This window comes from Runella limosa DSM 17973 (assembly GCF_000482465.1).
In the GTDB taxonomy this organism is placed as follows: Bacteria; Bacteroidota; Bacteroidia; order Cytophagales; family Spirosomataceae; genus Runella; species Runella limosa.
In genome coordinates this window covers 223,716-240,346 of record NZ_KI519426.1, presented here as the reverse complement: position 1 = coordinate 240,346, position 16,631 = coordinate 223,716, and the positions used below count along the sequence as shown (strand labels likewise).

The following is a 16,631-nucleotide window of genomic DNA, read 5'->3' as shown; positions in this document are numbered from 1 at the left end:
CCTTTAAAAATCTAAATGACAATTGATCCACTCTCCATCCAAACGCGCGCCGTAGCGTTCATAAAACTTAATGGACGGCTCATTCCAATCCAGCACTTGCCACATCACTCCTGTGCAATTGGTATCTTTTGCCTCTTGAACGGTGGTATCCAACAACATTTTTCCCAATCCATGCCCCCGCATCGACTCCGTCACAATCAAATCCTCCAAATAGAGTCGTTTTCCTTTCCAAGTCGAGTACCGATAATAATACAGCGAAATCCCGACGATTTGACCATCTACCTCCGCCACAAAAAGGCCAAAAATGGGTTCTGGGCCAAAACCATCCTTCAACATCATTTCGGGGGTGTTGGTGACTTGCTCAGGCGCACGCTCATACAAGGCAAGCTCCTGAACCAACGCGAATACTTGCGGTACATCTTCGGGTGTACCTTTACGAATGGTAATTTGCATAACTACTTACTTTGAAAAAAATACTTGTTGTCTTCTGATTGAATATACTCTACGCCCGTTTTGTACCCTTGTACAATCAACCGTACAATGTCTTCCGATTGAAATTTGAGCATGTCCAAATGCAAAGGTTCGTGTGGGCGAATCACCTTTAGCTTCAGCGGTCGCCCCTTTAGGTTTTCATTTTCGACATAGCTTTGCGCCCAGGCGATGTCACTGTTTACAATTTGGTTGACGTTGATGTCCTTTACTCGCTCCATCAATTGCAGCACATTTCGGTAATTGACCGTTTCGCCGTAAATATGTTCGGAGTGACAAGCCACGCACACCACTTCGGTCGCTCCGTCTTCTAAGGCTGCTTTCAAAGGCGCGACCACCCTCAACCCTCCATCCAACAGGGCCGTTTTTCGTTGCCCCTTAATCAACACGGGCGGCATAATCGTCGGCAATGAGCTACTTGCAAGTACATAATCCAAAAAATCGGCTTCTTGGGGCGTGGCATACACCATTTTGCCACTGATAACATCCACCGCACCTACTTTGAGCTTGATGGGGCTTGTTCGTAAAATAAATTCATCCACGTTGGTGCGAAGCAAATTTTTTAGGGGCGTATTGTCCAAGAGGCCATCAAAACGGCTCATAAGCGTATCAAAACCTAATGTAAGACGTGAGCGGGGTTTTGCAATGGCTTCGGGGCCTGTAATATTTTTGATCCAAAACTCAATGAGGAGGCGACTCAAGCGCGGCCAATCAATTTTTTTATGTTCAATTGTCTGACGCCCCGCTTCGTTCACCAAATAACTTGCATTCAAACTTCCGACCGATACTCCGTAAATCATGTCGGGTTCAAAACCCTCTTCTAAAATAGCCTGAATAACTCCCGCTTGAAATGCCCCTTTAAGCGAACCACCGCCCAATACTAATGCTCTCATACATCTATCTTTAGCCTGATTTTTTTATTTTCTTCACAAATTCCAAACAAATTATGCCACTTTGGTGTAATGTTAATAGATTTTGTCCCAAATTTGGCGTTTGTTAGACAACAAATCAAAAAAAGGTTAAAGTTGCAGGCACTTTCAGCTAAACTATTTTCCCCACATTCACTGTTTACTGAATAGCCCACTGATAATATGTCCCTCTCAATAAAAGATATTCAGGCGCCAATTGCCTCCGAAATGGATGCTTTTGAAAGCAAATTTCGGCAGTTTATGAAAAGCGAGGTGATGCTCCTCGACCAAATCATGAATTACATTGTCCGTCGTAAAGGCAAACAACTGAGACCCATGTTTGTTTTTTTAACGGCGGGCGTAAGTGGTACAATTACCGAAGCTACTTACCGTGGTGCTGCGCTTATTGAATTGCTCCATACGGCGACCCTTGTGCACGACGATGTGGTGGACGACTCCAACTACCGTCGCGGTTTTTTCTCGGTCAATGCCCTTTGGAAAAACAAAATTGCGGTATTGGTTGGCGACTATTTACTCTCACGAGGACTGCTTTTATCCGTTGATAATAAAGACTTTACACTCCTACAGCTTGTATCAAATGCTGTACGTGAAATGAGTGAAGGGGAACTACTCCAACTGGCCAAAGCCCGTCGGCTTGATATTACCGAAGAAGTTTATTTTCAAATCATTCGCCAAAAAACGGCCTCGCTCATCGCTTCTTGCTGCGCCGTAGGTGCCCAGTCGGCAGGTGCGACCGAAGATTTAGTGGAAAAAATGAGAGAGTTTGGCGAAAAAGTCGGGCTTGCTTTTCAAATCAAAGATGACCTTTTTGACTTTGGCGATGCGGAAGTTGGTAAACCGCTCGGTATTGATATTAAAGAGAAAAAAATGACGCTTCCGCTCATTCATGCGCTGAGTCAGTCTTCTTGGAGTACCAAACGCCACATCATCAATCTCATTAAAAACCATAGCGACAAGCCGCAAAAAGTTGCGGAAGTCATCAAATTTGTTCGCGAATCGGGTGGCATCCAGTACGCTACACAGGCCATGCAGCGCTTGGTGGACGAGGCTAAGGTTATCTTGCACTCTTTCCCCGAATCAGCTTATCGTAATTCCTTGGAAGGCTTGGTACAGTTTACGATTGAACGTAACAAGTAAGACTAAAAAGCCCTTCTCCAGAAAGGAGAAGGGTTGGGATGAGGTTAAAACCAAAGACAATTTTGGGTTATTTCTTACAAACTCAGCATGTCTTTGAATCGGATGGCTTGGCGGCGCGAAATTTCTATTTTCTCCCCGCTTCCTCTCAACGTCACCAAAAGCCCTCCCGAAAACCACGGCTCAATTTTATCAATCCACTGCAAATTGATGATGTGCTTGCGATTTGCGCGGAAGAAACACACGGGGTCAAGTCGTTCTTCCAAGGCATTTAAAGACTTGAGAACCAACGGCTTTTGGTCATCAAAATGCAAACGCACGTAGTTACCCATCGACTCGAAAAGACGCACCTTTCCTAATTTTACAAACCAACATTTTTCGCCGTCTTTGATAAATACTTGGTCGTTTTCCCCCAAAATTTTACGCTCAGACACCGACTCTCCTTCGTGCTTACGGTCAAATTCTTCAAAAACACGGTGAACAGCCTCGCTCAAACGCGCCAAATCAATTGGCTTGAGGATGTAGTCCAAGGCATTGTATTCAAAGGCTTTGAGCGCATATTCATCGTAGGCAGTTGTAAAAATCACTTCGGGAATGGTATCATCTTCGAGCGATTCCAACAGTTCAAATCCATTTTTGCCAGGCATTTGAATATCCAAAAAAAGCAAGTCGGGACGAAGGTCTTCAACGAGTTTTTTGGCTTCATCGGCGTTGGCAGCTTCTCCCACGATTTCGATTTTAGGAAAATTTTCAAGCAAACGGCGCAATTCGTTCCGCGCCAACCGTTCATCATCAATAATAAGGGCTTTCATTCGTGGTATTTAAGTGGGCAAGCCACGGTTATTGGTTATATATTAGTAGATTCTCTTACGAAGTTTGGGATGTCAATTTTGAAAAAGAAAGGCTGGAACCACTCTTAAAAACACCCTCGGTTTGGGTAGGAACGATGATTTCGGCTCGAACTACCTCCTCCGATTCTTGAAAAATTCGGAACTTGGCATCTTCTCCGTACAACAAATGTAAGCGGCGTTCGGTATTTTCAAGGCCAAAACCGCTGGCTTCTTTTTGTTTGTCAATGCTATCTTTTTTGGCTAAAACGCCCGTATTTCGGATGTGAATTTGTACGTAATCACCTTCAAGAAATGTCGTTACTTGTACAAACCCCCCACTCATGGCTTTTTGGACGCCATGTTTGATGGCATTTTCGACCAAGGTTTGCAGCATCATGGGTGGTACTTGTAAGTAAACCGTTTTGGGGTCGATGTGGAAATCGGCTTTCAAACGTTCTTCATAACGAACTTTTTCAAGGCTTAAATAGTCTTCTACCGTTTTGAGTTCTTCCCGTAATTCCACAGTTTTACGGCGGTCGGCCAACAACGAATTGCGAAGGATATTAGAAAGCTGCGTAACACCTTGCTGCGCCTTGGAAGGGTCTTCCGACACCAACGCTCGAATCGAATTAAGGGCATTAAAAACAAAGTGTGGATTCAGCTGAGAGCGCAGTACTTTTGCCTCCGACTCCTTGATGGAAGTTTTGAGTAAAATACGCTCGATTTCGGCATCTAGTTTGTGTTCTACGTAATGGTAAACCGTGTAGCTCAACACCCACATAAACATACTTTTACTCCACGAAAGCCAATCAGCAAAAAAGATATAAGGTTGACTTTTGAAGGTATCCTTCAAAACTTTTAAATCAATGGGGTAATTCATCAGGGTCATTAAAAGCCCTAAACTTAATCCAGAAATGACCACCCTAAGGGCGATTTGATACACGGGCAAGCTCACCCAATTTTGCTCCCGCACGATTAGGCGGTAAAAGTGGGTGAGTAAAACACAGACTAAAATATTAGCCAAAGCGAAAAAAAAGTCCCCCATTGTTACTTCTCCTTCGAGGGTATAAATCGCTAATTCAGAAAGAATTAGCGCCGTCCATCCTCCAACTTGGCAAATCCAATATATTCTTTTTTTCGTCATTCGTTCAATTTATCTAATTTTGTCGCAGTTTTCAATCTTAACTCACCTATGCAAGTTATCAAAAAATCGCTCGAAGGATTGCTAGAAATTATACCAACGGTTTATAAAGATGAAAGAGGGTATTTTTTTGAGACTTACAATAAGCAAGCATTCGAGGCCCACGGCTTGCCCACTCATTTTGTGCAAGATAACCAGTCTTTTTCCAAAAAAGGGGTAGTACGTGGTTTACATTTTCAACGGGAGCCGCACGCGCAAGGAAAATTGGTTCGGGTTGTCATGGGTCGTGTGCTAGATTTTGCCGTTGATATCCGCCCCAACTCTCCCACCTTTGGTCAATACGAGGCCGTAGAGCTTGATGCTACCCGCGGAAACCTATTTTATGTACCCGAAGGTTTTGCCCACGGATTTGTCGCTTTAGAGGATGCTGTATTTATTTATAAATGTACCAATCTATATAACAAAGCAGCCGAAGGAGGTATTCTGTGGAATGACCCTACACTCAATATCGACTGGCAAGTAACTAACCCTATTGTCTCCTCAAAAGACCTTGAATTACCCCAATTTGACCAAATTTCCTTTTAGCAATTTACATACCACACTTTTCACTTTGCCTTTTTTTGATGTACCAAAAGAGTTAAAAAACCACTTATTTATGTTTTAAAAGACAAAAGAATTTATTTTTTTTTTAGGGGGAAGTTTGGCACAATTCATGGAAATGATATACCTAAACAGTACAATAGGTTTTCCATGATTTGATCCGTTTATGCCATTCTCATTTTTAAAGCGCAACCGAACGCCCGACACCATCCCACGTTCTTCTGCATTTACGGTAGATATGCACGCGCACGTACTGCCAAAGTTAGACAATGGCCCCGAAACCCTCGAAGACGCGCTTACTTTGTTGCATGAAATGGCTTCCAAAGGTATTCGTAAAGTCATTGCCACTCCACACATCATGGGCGACTATTACCCCAATAGTTTTGAAGATATTCAAATTTCCAAAAAAGTACTCAACCACGCCCTCATTCGCCGATGTATCCCCATCGAACTGGAAGTAGCGGCAGAATATTACCTTGATGTTTCTTTTTTATCACTTCTTGACACCCAACAACCACTTTTAACGATTGCCAACAACTACTTACTCTTTGAAACAGGCATTGTAGGGCTTCCGTCGTTCTTGAATGATGCCATTTCACTCATACAAAAGCAACAACTAACGCCCGTTTTAGCCCATCCTGAGCGTTATTACTATTTGCAACAAGATTTTAACCAAGTGCTTCGACTACATCGAAGTGGTGTTCTTTTTCAGGTAAATCTTGGGGCGTGGCAATCGAACCATCCCGCCACTCGCCTCCTAGCCGAACGGCTTATCAATGAAGGACTCGTGGACTTTTTGGGCAGTAACGCGCACAATCTGCGTGATTGGGGGCAAGCATCTGACGCCCTTAGGTCGAAGGCATTTGGGGTCGCGCTTGAAAAAGGGCTGCTCAATGGCAGCTTGCTGTAAGATGTAGTAAAAAAGGCGTACTTTTGGGCAGTAACTACCGATGCCACTCATGTTAAAAGGAACCAAACTATACAGTATTTTTGGCAACAAATGCCCGCATTGCCACAAGGGTGCTTTTTTCAAAAACGATAATCCGTTCAATTTTAAAGACTTCGACAAAATGAACGACCACTGCGAAGTCTGCAACGAGCCGTTTGAGCGGGAGCCTGGCTTTTATTTTGGAGGGATGTACGGCAGCTACGCGCTCTATACCGCACTGATTGCCGCAGTGTTCGTTACTTGTGTAGTAATGTGGGAAATGAACATTTTTTACGTTTTGGGCGTATTAATCCCCATCATTATCATTTCACAACCACTTTTTTTTCGTTGGGGTCGCTTGCTATGGATTAATATTTTTGTCAGTTATGACTCAGAAGCGCCTAAAAATCCCCATCGTAATGTGCCTAAATGGTAACTTCTGACAATTGATAAGGCAGGTACTGATTGACGTTATGTCCGTACTTGTGCAATTCACGAATAATCGTCGAACTGATGGGAGCTAAATGGGGCGATGTAATCAAAAATACCGTTTCTACATCGGGGTAAACGTGGCGGTTTACCTGTGAAATGCTATTTTCGTATTCAAAATCTGTGGTATTTCGCAAACCTCTTACCAAAAATCGGGCGCCAAGTGAGCGTGCCATATTGGCTGTCAAATCATCATACGTAACGACACTTACCTGCGGAAAAGATTCAAAGGTTTTTTCAATCAGCCCTTGCATTGCCTCTAGGGAGAAATACCTCTTTTTATTAGAGTTATGTCCTATTCCAACAATGATTTTGTCAAACAGATTAAGCCCCCGCAAGACAATGTCTTCATGGCCTTTGGTAAATGGGTCAAATGATCCAGGAAAAAGAGCGATGCGATCTGTCATTTTTTGGGAGGTTGGGTTGCAAAATAAACGTTGTAAAGGCTAAAGTAACGGTGTTCGGGTAGGTCTTCAAAAACTTCTTTCAACAAAAAACCCGTCGGATTTTTACCTAATTGCAGATAAGGTAAAAACTTCTGGAGCAATTGATAATCTTCTGAGTACGGGGTTGTTTCGCCGTAGATGTTACAAAGCACATTTTCTTGCGCAAGGCCAAGAGAATCGAGGACGAACATCACAAAATATCCCATATCGTTGGCCGATTTGTAACCAAACTTATTGCAAAACAGCAACTTATCCGCTTTTGCAACCGTCAGCGTCACAAAGTCGTCCTCAAAATAACAAGTCAGCAACGTCCGTGCTTTTTCTACTGACGCCAAACTGAGTGTTCCTTCAATAAGCGCACTCGTTTGGTGAATAAAATGAGGCACGTGCTGCGTATAAGTTGTCAGAAACCATTCCCAGATTTCTTTTTCTACCATAAACACATTGCGCGCACCAAGTTTACGAACCTCGTGGTGCAACAAATGCTCTCCTTCAGGTACCTCTCCTTGTACCAATCCCAAGTAGCTATTGGCATATTCTTTTCTAAAAAAGACGTCGGGAATCAGGGTAAAAGAAGGTGTATTGAAACACACAGATACATTTTTCCAAAGGTTACTGTTCAAAAATGGGTGCTCTTCGTACAATTGTTTCAGCCAAACAACCCATTTATTTTCCATGGGAAGTCCGCCAATAGAATAATCTTCCAAACACAAGACGTGTTTGGTTTTGCTTTCTAATACAAAAAACCGAAAACGTTCAACTCCCAATTCCAGCATCAATTCGTACTCGGCGCACTTATCGGGGTTGAATGAAGGGTCTTTGATCTCCAATAATGGAGTAATAGCCACTTGCGTACCAATCATCAGTTTTGAAATACGATTTGTCTTGTGCTACGTTCGTCGTGTATTTCGGTAGGGACGTGTCCTAAGTACCCTTTTAAGTCATAAATAGCTTCCAGCGAGTCGCAATACTTAAACATGGCATGAACTTCGTTCGCAGGATATTTTTTTATGTCTTCGATACTCATCCATTTCATTTCCTGAATGATTTGGTTGGCATCGGTCATTTCGGGGTCACTTCCAAGGTGCTGTTGTCCACCGACCACTTTCACTTCAAAAAATAATTCCAACGCGTGCAGAGGTGGTTGCATAAATTCGTTGACAAACAACAAATTCCCTACTTCCACCTCTAAGCCTGTTTCTTCGACAAACTCACGCTGTAGAGCTTCTAAGGTTGATTCCTCAAATTGGACACCTCCCCCAGGCGGACACCAAAAAACATCGGTATTTCCGATACCACGGTGACTCAACATCAATATTTTATTATGTTGGATACACACCCCGCAAACACGTATGCGAAGTCGGTTTCCATAAAGTCGTGCTACTTCTTCTCTCGCCTTTTCCAACGGTTGAAAACAGTTATGGTTTTCTTACAAGGCTGCAAAGATACGCATATATTAATATGGGCTACCCGAAATGTAGCTTTCGAGCGATTGGATGCGCGCTTTTTGGTCCTTGATAATACTCGAAACAACGTCGTTGATAGAAATAATTCCAATCAGCTCGCCTTCATCCACCACAGGCAAGTGGCGAATATGCTTTTCTGACATAATCAACATGGCTTCTTCAAGCTTTTGTTCGGAGCTCACAGTAATTAATTTTGAGGTCATCACGTCCTTAATGAGGGTGCTTTGGGACGAGCGGCCTTGCAAAATTCCTTTACGGGCATAATCCCGTTCCGAAAAAATCCCTGTAAGATTTCCCTCGTCGATGACCAATACCGCTCCAATGTTTTTTTCAGCCATTTGTTGAAGCGCTTCATACACTGTTGTTTCGGAGGTTACTGAGAAAATCGCATTGCGAGACTTGTCGCGAAGTACATTTTTAATGTTCATTTGGAAGGTTAAGTTATAGGATTTATAAAAGATTAACTGCGGGTTTTACAAGGTGGCGTTTCCATTTTGAACGCGTTATTGGCATCAAAATAGTTTTTTTTCTTTTATAATGGCAACTTTTAGTTGGGAATAATTTTAAATGGTTGTGAATTTTGCATTCCTGCCGTAGTTTTGGATACATGAAAGAAACATCGCCTCCTTCGCCGTCCGACTTACTCAAAAAGAGTTTTCCGCACGAGCCCACTGCTGGACAAGAACATTTTTTCCTAAAAATAGCCGAATTTTTGGAAGATGAAAACCTACGTGATTGTTTTTTGCTGAAAGGGTATGCGGGTACTGGTAAAACAACCCTGATTAGCACCCTCATCAAAGTCATTCCAAAATTTGGATTTAAAATAGTTTTACTTGCCCCCACAGGCCGAGCCGCTAAAGTAATGGCCAACTACTCGCGCAAAAAAGCGTTGACCATTCACAAAAAAATTTATCGCCAGGTAGCGGATGCTTATACAGGCGCTTTACACTTTGAGTTACAATCCAACAAACACCGCGATACGCTGTTTATCGTCGATGAAGCTTCCATGATTTCGGACGAGGCGGAGTTTGGCTCACGCGGGTTGCTGTCGGACTTAGTAGAATACGTTTTTGAGGGAATTGGCAACAAAATGCTGATTGTGGGAGATGTAGCACAGCTCCCTCCTGTCAACAAAGACATAAGCCCCGCCCTCGATAAGTCGGTGCTCGAAGCCGCCTATTACATGAGCGTCTATGAGCAAGAACTGACCGAGGTAACCCGCCAAGGACAGGATTCTGGCATCCTCCATAATGCAACCCGCTTGCGGGATTCGTTGTCCAAAGAAAACCTTTCCATTCAGCTAAAAACCAAAGGCTTACGCGATTTTTATAAAATGCCCAGCGACCGCCTAGAAGATGGTTTGCGATATGCTTATGACAAATATGGACGCGAAAATGTGACGATGATTACCCGCTCCAATCGCGAAGCCGTTCAGCTTAACCAGTTTGTAAGGCGACAAATCAACGGTGCGGAAGAAGAATTAGACGCGGGGGATTTGCTGATGATTGTAAGAAACAATTACACCGTTTTAGGCGAAGACTCTCCCGCAGGATTTTTGGCCAACGGTGATTTTGTGGAAGTAAAACGAATCCGACGCGAAGAAGAAGTTCACGGTTTCCGTTTTGCCACTGTCGAATTACAACTGCTTGATTATGAAGACCAACCACCGTTTGAAGCAAAAATATTTTTAGATACACTTCACTCTCCAAGCCCGTCGCTGAGTCAAGAAGAAAATCGGCGACTGTACGATGCGGTTTCGCAAGATTACCAATACCTTAAAACGAAAAAAGCGCGAACGGAAGCCATCCGCCAAGACGTGTACCTGAATGCGTTACAAGTGAAATTTGCGTATGCCCTGACCTGTCATAAATCACAAGGTGGACAGTGGAAGGCGGTTTTTGTGAACCAAGGTTTTTTGCCCGAAGACCAGCTGAACCGTGAGTTTGTACGTTGGCTTTACACCGCCGTAACGCGCGCTACGGACGAAGTTTTTATGATGAACTTTCACGCGCAGTTTTTTGAGTAATCTAACCTCCCGAAAGTTAAAAACTTTCGGGAGGTTGAGGTATTATAATGGAATATTCCCGTGTTTTTTCTTGGGAAGCGTCGCCACTTTATTTTCGAGCATTTTGAAGGCGCGCAACAATTTTTCACGCGTTTGTTCTGGATAAATCACCTCGTCGATGTAGCCACGGTGAGCCGCACGGTACGGATTAGCAAATTTTTCGGTGTATTCCTGGACTTTTTCCTGCAATTTGGCCGCAGGGTCCTCTGCTTCCGCGATTTCTTTTTTGAAGATAATTTCGGCGGCCCCGCTTGCCCCCATCACTGCAATTTCAGCGCTTGGCCAAGCGTAGTTCATGTCGGCACCGATGTGCTTTGAGTTCATTACATCGTAGGCTCCGCCGTAGGCTTTGCGCGTAATGACTGTCACTCGTGGAACAGTAGCTTCGCAAAAGGCGTACAACAATTTGGCACCGTTGGTGATAATCGCATTCCACTCTTGGTCAGTGCCAGGTAAGAAGCCTGGGACATCTTCAAGTACAAGCAATGGAATATTAAAACTATCGCAGAAACGTACAAAGCGGGCACCTTTGGTACTTGAGTCAATATCGAGTACGCCTGCTAAAACGGCTGGCTGATTGGCAACAATACCAATACTACGCCCCCCCAAGCGAGCAAACCCTACGACGATGTTTTCTGCAAAATATTTATGTACTTCCCAAAAACTTCCCTCATCCACAATTTCGCTGATGACCTCCCGCATATCATACGGCTGGTTGGGGTTTGCGGGGATAATCGAGTTTAATTTAACGCGCTTTTCGTTGCCCCCTTCGTACGGTAACGCTGGGGCTTCTTCCTCGCAATTTTGGGGCATATAGCTCAACAAACGACGAATATCGCTGATACACTCCACTTCGTTGGCACTCACAAAATGCGTCACCCCCGACTTAGACGCGTGCGTCATCGCTCCGCCCAGTTCTTCCGAAGTTACGTCTTCGTGGGTGACAGTTTTTACCACGTTTGGCCCCGTCACAAACATATACGACGTATTTTCTACCATCATAATGAAGTCGGTGATGGCTGGTGAATAAACAGCACCACCCGCACACGGCCCCATGATGGCCGAAATTTGAGGAATGACGCCCGAAGCTAGGGTGTTTTTGTAAAAAATGTCAGCATAACCTGCCAATGACAACACGCCTTCTTGGATACGTGCCCCGCCCGAATCGTTTAGACCGATGACGGGAGCGCCATTTTTCATGGCCAAATCCATGATTTTACAGATTTTTTCGGCGTGAGTTTCGGACAATGAACCTCCAAAAACCGTAAAATCTTGCGCAAAAACATAGACCAAACGCCCGTCGATGGTACCATAACCCGTAATGACGCCATCGCCCAAATAATATTCTTTGTCGAGGCCAAAATCCTTGCAACGGTGCATAACAAACTTCCCAATTTCTTCAAAAGAACCTGGGTCGAGCAACAACTCTACGCGCTCACGGGCGTGAAGTTTTCCTTTTTTGTGCTGCTGCTCAATGCGCTTGGCACCGCCACCGAGCAATGCTTCTTCGTTTTTTGTGTCTAAAATCTGAATTTTATCTGAGGCTTGCATCGTCAAAGATTTTGTTACTCGTCTATTTGGTTTAGCTTGGAATAATCCTGCACAAATGTAAGAGAGATTATGGCTTTATTTACCGATTGCAACGACAAACAGTTGCTAAAGAAGTATAGAGTATTTATAGTACCAGATTTAATGCGCTTTTTGAAGCTGCACAAATGCCTCGTACAAGGCTTGATGGTAAATAGTAGCGTGATTTTCGTCGGGAAGATAGTGATACAGCGTTTTCAGAAAGCCACTATCTTCTTTTTTTAGTAGTTCAAACAAGCTTTTTGCGTCGCTTTCCATCACTTTTCCTTCTTTTCCTACCGCAACAAATACCTTCGTTGAAGACGTCAGTGGTTGGCGTTTGGTGGTCAACAACGACTCATTATCCCACCAAAGACTTGGGCTCACAATCACGTATTGGTTAAAAAGGTGCGGTTTTTTGAAAAGAATTTCGGTGGCTAGCAAACCACCAAGTGACTGTCCGATAAGTGTTTTATCCTTGTTCGTTTTATAATTTCGGTCAACAAATGGCTGCACTTCTTTTTCTAAAAACGCAATAAACTTGGCAGAAGCCCCCGTGGTAGGAAAGTCTTTTTTGTCTTTTTCAACGGTCGTTGGAAAGGTAAAATCTCGACGACGGTCGTGGTTGGCAATCCCCACCACGATGGTTTTTGGCAAGATATTTACCCAAGGAAAACTACAAAATTGTACCAAACCCGCCACGTGAATAAAATCCTCGTCGGCAGAACCATCCAACAAATAAATAACAGGGTATCGCAGTGCGGAATCGGGAGAATAGCCTTCGGGCAAATAGACATTTAAGGTGCGCTGTTCGCCCAATTCTATTGATTGAATCTGCTCAATTTTTCCAAGGACAAATGGTTTGGCTTCCTTCGTTTGCGCATTGACTGCCGAAGGAAACCAAATTATAAAAATTAGGGTAAGTACCCGAAAGAAATTCGTCATGCGGATAAGCCATTACCGTTTTTCAATTCCCGACAAAATACGGCGGATGTCGTTGGCTCGTTGCATAAAATCAAAGCTCGATTTTACGTCGCGGTCGTCGATAAACTGCTTGTATTGCTGCAAAAACTCAATATAATCGCCCAAAGCGCGGGATAAATTTTCCCGATTTTGGTCAAAAATCGGCGCCCACATCGCGGGTGAACTTTTGGCCAAACGCACCGTTGAGCTAAAACCCGTACTGGCCATATCGAAGATATTTTGTTCGTCTCGCTCCTTTTCAAGCACCGTATAGCCCAAAGCAAAGGAGGTAACATGGCTCAAATGAGACACATACGCCAAATGCAAATCGTGCTCGGCAGGAGTCATGTAGTGGATTTTCATGCCAATGTCGCGGAATAATGCCTCCGCCAACGCCACACATTCGGGACTACTTTTTTCGCAATCGCACAAAATCACGTTTTTTTCGGGCAACAACTCCCGAAAAGCCGCCGACGGTCCTGAGTTTTCCGTTCCCGCCATCGGGTGCGCCGCCACAAAACGGTCACGCTTTGGATGGGTATCTGCCGTTTCACAAATCAACCCTTTTGTCGAGCCCAAATCTACCACTGTTCCTTTGTTACTGATTAAATCAAGCACTTGCGAGACTAGCGTAACAATGTGGTTTACGGGAACGGCCAAAACCACTAAATCCGACTTAGGCACCGCCAATTCAAGCGGCAGTATTTCATCCACAATGCCTTTTGCCACCGCCAATCGCCCGTGAACTTCAGAAGCGTCAACGCCGATAAAGTGCATTTTTGGGTATTTATCGCGCAAAGAAAGCGCATACGACCCTCCCAAAAGTCCAATTCCTATAATGGTTGTTATCACGTCAGTATCAGATTAAAAATTTACTTTTTGTCTATTTTTCAGAAAAGTGTGCAAAAGTAATGAGTTCTCCGTTTTTTTGTCTCGTTTATTTCAGGTTTTAAGTGGTTGAGTAAAAGTTCTAGAGTAACTCAAAGTAGCCTCGGTAGAGGCGAAACATTTGTAACCAAGTGAAAAGGGTTTCTCAAAACCCGACAACCAATAAAACATTGAACCAAAAAATGCTAAAATGATTGAAAAATACATGATTCGTGCGCTTGAACTAGCCGCACTTGGACGAGGAAATGTAAGCCCCAACCCCATGGTGGGCTGTGTGATTGTGCACGACGACACAATCATCGGAGAAGGCTGGCACCGTCGCTACGGCGATTGGCACGCGGAGGTCAATGCCGTAAATGACGCGATTGCGCGGGGAAATGAACATTTATTATCCGAAAGCACCGTTTATGTTACCCTAGAACCTTGCTCACATTTTGGCAAGACACCACCTTGCGCAGATTTGTTGGTCGAAAAACGAGTCAAACAAGTCGTTATTTGCAACGACGACCCCAATCCGTTGGTGGCAGGAAAGGGAATTCAAAAACTCAGAGAGGCAGGGATTGAAGTAATAAATGGTATTTTGGTCAAAGAAGGACGACGACTAAACGCTCGTTTTTTTACATTTTTTGAGCAAAAACGCCCTTATATTCTTTTGAAATGGGCCGAAACCGCCGATGGTTTCATTGCCGACGAGCACAAACAGCCCCTTTCTATCAGTTGCTTGCAATCGCGGGTGTTGAGTCATCAATGGCGTAGCCAAGAAGATGCCATTTTGGTAGGAACCAACACGGCGCTTCACGACAACCCCCAACTGAATACCCGACTTTGGGAAGGCCCTCACCCTACTCGAATTGTCATTGACCGTACGTTACGACTCCCGCAGGATTTACGCTTATTTGATAATTCACAAAAGACGCTTTGTTACAACGCATTCAAGAACGAAGAACAAGGCAATACGACCTTCGTACAAATTGATTTTGACGAAAATTTCCTCAAACATCTGCTGGCTGATTTATACCAACGCAAAACCCAATCGGTCATCGTAGAGGGTGGGACGTTGATGTTACAAACGTTTCTAAACGAAGGAATTTTTGACGAAATACACATTTTTAAGAGTGCAAATGCTATACAAAAAGGCACTGCCGCCCCCCTACTCCCCACGGGCGTTCGGCTGGTGAATCAAACCAAAATTGGCGGGGATTGGCTGAGTTCTTACCAACAAAACTGATTTTAAAATATGAATACTGAGTCAACCTTCGCTTTACAAGAGTTTATACTTAGTAAAATCTAGCTATTCCATAATAGTCAAGGCTAAAGCCCCAATATGATTACTTTTATCCGCAGACCCCAGCCTAAAGGCATGGGGTTAAAATAGCAATAATCATTACCGAGCTTAATTTACCTTAATTGATTTTATTGAATCAAATTCCCGCAATCATCTCCGCGACTTCCCTTCCCGTTGCCATGGCGGCATTGAGGGACGGATACGCTACGTGGTCGCCACATTCGTACAATGTATCCGTTATTTTTAATGCAGTTGCTGACGAATTTGCAGGAAAGCTCAACAACGATTCGGGCAAATGATAGGTTCGTAAGTGTTTCCACGATTTGACATCGACTCCGAACCATTCTGTCAACTCCTTGACAATGTGCGTCGTCAGTTTTTGTTCATCTACCCCTTCTAACCCCTGCGTACTCACCGAAACCAACGTTTTCCCTGCGGGGGCGTAGGAAGGCGCAATGTCGCTTGGCACGCATACATTGTGAACAGTTGAAAGACGATTGGGATTCAAGGCCAGCATTTTTTCCGTCAAAGGAGAACGGTCGGCGGCAAAATACGTGCAGGTGGTTTTATTGAAACTACGTTGAACATTTCGCCCCAAAAGTCGGTCCGCTTGTAAGGCATCCGTTGCTATTACCACGGCCTTTGCAGTGAGGGTTTTACCATCGGCCAATGTCACCTTATTCCCAACGATTTTCGCAACTTTCGTTTGAAGCTGCACCGCATCCTCAGGTAGTTTGGCCGCCAACTGATTCGGAATTTCCTGCATCCCTTGCGCGGGAATTACGGCTTCTCCGTTGTAAAATTGTTTGAACACAAACCGAAAAAAATTACTCGACGTTGCCAGCTCATTTTCCAGAAAAACGCCCCCAAAAAAGGGTTTAAAAAAGCTCCTAATCATGCCTTCACTCCAACCCAAATCGCGCAAATACGACAACGTATCGGTGGATTTATCGGTAAAAAAGGCCTCCGTTGACTCCTTAGAAACCTCATTCGACAACTGTAAAACCTTGAGTTTGTCCACCAACGAACCTACGGGAGAAAGCAGCGTATTGACCAATTGAGAAGGCTCTTTAAAAGGGTTGCTCATGACCGAAAAAGCACCATCGAGACGTATTAGTGCCCCCGAACGAAAACTTTTCAAATCAAGAGCCTGGTAATCAAGCAGTTTTTGCGCCTCGGGGTACGCCGTCAGAAGAATTTGAAATCCACGGTCTAGTAAAAAACCATCCATTTTATCGGTACGAACGCGGCCACCCACGGCCTCCGATGCTTCCAATACCAACGATGAAACCCCAAAACGGTTTAAATAAGTAGCACAGGTAAGCCCCGCCATGCCTGCGCCTACAATAATTACGTCATGATTTGCCATGCAATCAAAACTATTTTCCGAACAAATAGTTTTCACTTTTTTT

At 44.0% G+C, this 16,631-nt stretch carries 18 protein-coding genes; 6 read left to right on the top strand and 12 right to left on the bottom strand.

All coding sequences use genetic code 11. The features are described from left to right. Positions 1-3: 3 nt before the first annotated feature. Entirely contained in the window at positions 4-453 is a 450-nt protein-coding gene (locus K339_RS0125805; RefSeq protein WP_028526189.1) for a GNAT family N-acetyltransferase, read from the bottom strand. 2 nt (positions 454-455) lie between these two features. Continuing rightward, positions 456-1,382, bottom strand: coding sequence for a patatin-like phospholipase family protein (locus K339_RS34830; protein ID WP_051398256.1), 927 nt, complete (start codon positions 1,380-1,382; stop codon positions 456-458). 198 nt (positions 1,383-1,580) lie between these two features. On the opposite strand from K339_RS34830, the gene K339_RS0125795 reads away from it, so the two are divergent. Next, positions 1,581-2,555 (top strand): polyprenyl synthetase family protein, encoded by a 975-nt coding sequence (locus K339_RS0125795; protein ID WP_028526188.1) that lies wholly within the window; start codon positions 1,581-1,583, stop codon positions 2,553-2,555. A 74-nt stretch (positions 2,556-2,629) separates the two neighbouring features. Here K339_RS0125795 and K339_RS0125790 read toward each other — a convergent pair whose 3' ends face one another. Together K339_RS0125790 and K339_RS0125785 are read right to left on the bottom strand one after the other, a co-directional pair. Continuing rightward, complete coding sequence (locus K339_RS0125790; protein WP_028526187.1) at positions 2,630-3,364, bottom strand: LytR/AlgR family response regulator transcription factor; 735 nt, start codon at positions 3,362-3,364, stop codon at positions 2,630-2,632. Positions 3,365-3,419: 55 nt separating this feature from the next. Next, positions 3,420-4,526, bottom strand: coding sequence for a sensor histidine kinase (locus K339_RS0125785; RefSeq protein WP_028526186.1), 1,107 nt, complete (start codon positions 4,524-4,526; stop codon positions 3,420-3,422). A gap of 48 nt (positions 4,527-4,574) precedes the next feature. Between K339_RS0125785 and rfbC the strand changes: the two genes are divergently transcribed. From rfbC to K339_RS0125770, 3 genes are all read left to right on the top strand, one after another. Continuing rightward, positions 4,575-5,108 (top strand): dTDP-4-dehydrorhamnose 3,5-epimerase, encoded by a 534-nt coding sequence (gene rfbC, locus K339_RS0125780; protein WP_028526185.1) that lies wholly within the window; start codon positions 4,575-4,577, stop codon positions 5,106-5,108. 181 nt (positions 5,109-5,289) lie between these two features. After that, on the top strand, positions 5,290-6,033 hold the full coding sequence (locus K339_RS0125775) for a tyrosine-protein phosphatase (protein ID WP_028526184.1): 744 nt from the start codon (positions 5,290-5,292) through the stop codon (positions 6,031-6,033). Between the two features lie 49 nt (positions 6,034-6,082). Next, complete coding sequence (locus tag K339_RS0125770) at positions 6,083-6,487, top strand: DUF983 domain-containing protein (protein WP_028526183.1); 405 nt, start codon at positions 6,083-6,085, stop codon at positions 6,485-6,487. Here the strand turns inward: K339_RS0125770 and coaD are convergent. From coaD to K339_RS0125750, 4 genes are read right to left on the bottom strand one after another with little or no spacing between them, the layout of a single operon-like run. Beyond that, positions 6,477-6,947 carry a pantetheine-phosphate adenylyltransferase gene (gene coaD, locus K339_RS0125765; RefSeq protein WP_028526182.1) on the bottom strand — a complete coding sequence of 157 codons (471 nt, stop codon included), beginning with the start codon at positions 6,945-6,947 and terminating at the stop codon, positions 6,477-6,479. The genes K339_RS0125770 and coaD overlap by 11 nt on opposite strands. After that, positions 6,944-7,849 (bottom strand): DUF3822 family protein, encoded by a 906-nt coding sequence (locus tag K339_RS0125760; protein ID WP_028526181.1) that lies wholly within the window; start codon positions 7,847-7,849, stop codon positions 6,944-6,946. The genes coaD and K339_RS0125760 overlap by 4 nt, the downstream gene beginning before the upstream one ends. Continuing rightward, a complete protein-coding gene (locus K339_RS34825) occupies positions 7,849-8,391 on the bottom strand; it encodes an NUDIX domain-containing protein (RefSeq protein ID WP_051398255.1) in 543 nt (180 codons plus the stop codon). The genes K339_RS0125760 and K339_RS34825 overlap by 1 nt, the downstream gene beginning before the upstream one ends. Before the next feature lie 51 nt (positions 8,392-8,442). Next, entirely contained in the window at positions 8,443-8,880 is a 438-nt protein-coding gene (locus K339_RS0125750; protein ID WP_028526180.1) for a CBS domain-containing protein, read from the bottom strand. Positions 8,881-9,059: 179 nt separating this feature from the next. Here K339_RS0125750 and K339_RS0125745 point away from each other — a divergent pair, with 179 nt between their 5' ends. Further along, positions 9,060-10,478, top strand: a complete 1,419-nt coding sequence (locus tag K339_RS0125745; RefSeq protein WP_028526179.1) for an ATP-dependent DNA helicase — start codon at positions 9,060-9,062, stop codon at positions 10,476-10,478. A 42-nt stretch (positions 10,479-10,520) separates the two neighbouring features. Here K339_RS0125745 and K339_RS0125740 read toward each other — a convergent pair whose 3' ends face one another. The 3 genes from K339_RS0125740 to K339_RS0125730 form a co-directional block, all read right to left on the bottom strand. Beyond that, entirely contained in the window at positions 10,521-12,068 is a 1,548-nt protein-coding gene (locus K339_RS0125740; protein WP_037301897.1) for an acyl-CoA carboxylase subunit beta, read from the bottom strand. 138 nt (positions 12,069-12,206) lie between these two features. After that, on the bottom strand, positions 12,207-13,028 hold the full coding sequence (locus K339_RS0125735; protein ID WP_028526177.1) for an alpha/beta hydrolase: 822 nt from the start codon (positions 13,026-13,028) through the stop codon (positions 12,207-12,209). 12 nt (positions 13,029-13,040) lie between these two features. Next, positions 13,041-13,898, bottom strand: a complete 858-nt coding sequence (locus K339_RS0125730) for a prephenate dehydrogenase (protein ID WP_028526176.1) — start codon at positions 13,896-13,898, stop codon at positions 13,041-13,043. Between the two features lie 226 nt (positions 13,899-14,124). Between K339_RS0125730 and ribD the strand changes: the two genes are divergently transcribed. Continuing rightward, positions 14,125-15,162, top strand: a complete 1,038-nt coding sequence (gene ribD / locus K339_RS0125725; RefSeq protein ID WP_028526175.1) for a bifunctional diaminohydroxyphosphoribosylaminopyrimidine deaminase/5-amino-6-(5-phosphoribosylamino)uracil reductase RibD — start codon at positions 14,125-14,127, stop codon at positions 15,160-15,162. 193 nt (positions 15,163-15,355) lie between these two features. Here the strand turns inward: ribD and K339_RS0125720 are convergent, their stop codons facing one another. Then, a complete protein-coding gene (locus K339_RS0125720; RefSeq protein ID WP_028526174.1) occupies positions 15,356-16,588 on the bottom strand; it encodes an NAD(P)/FAD-dependent oxidoreductase in 1,233 nt (410 codons plus the stop codon). Positions 16,589-16,631 lie beyond the last annotated feature (43 nt).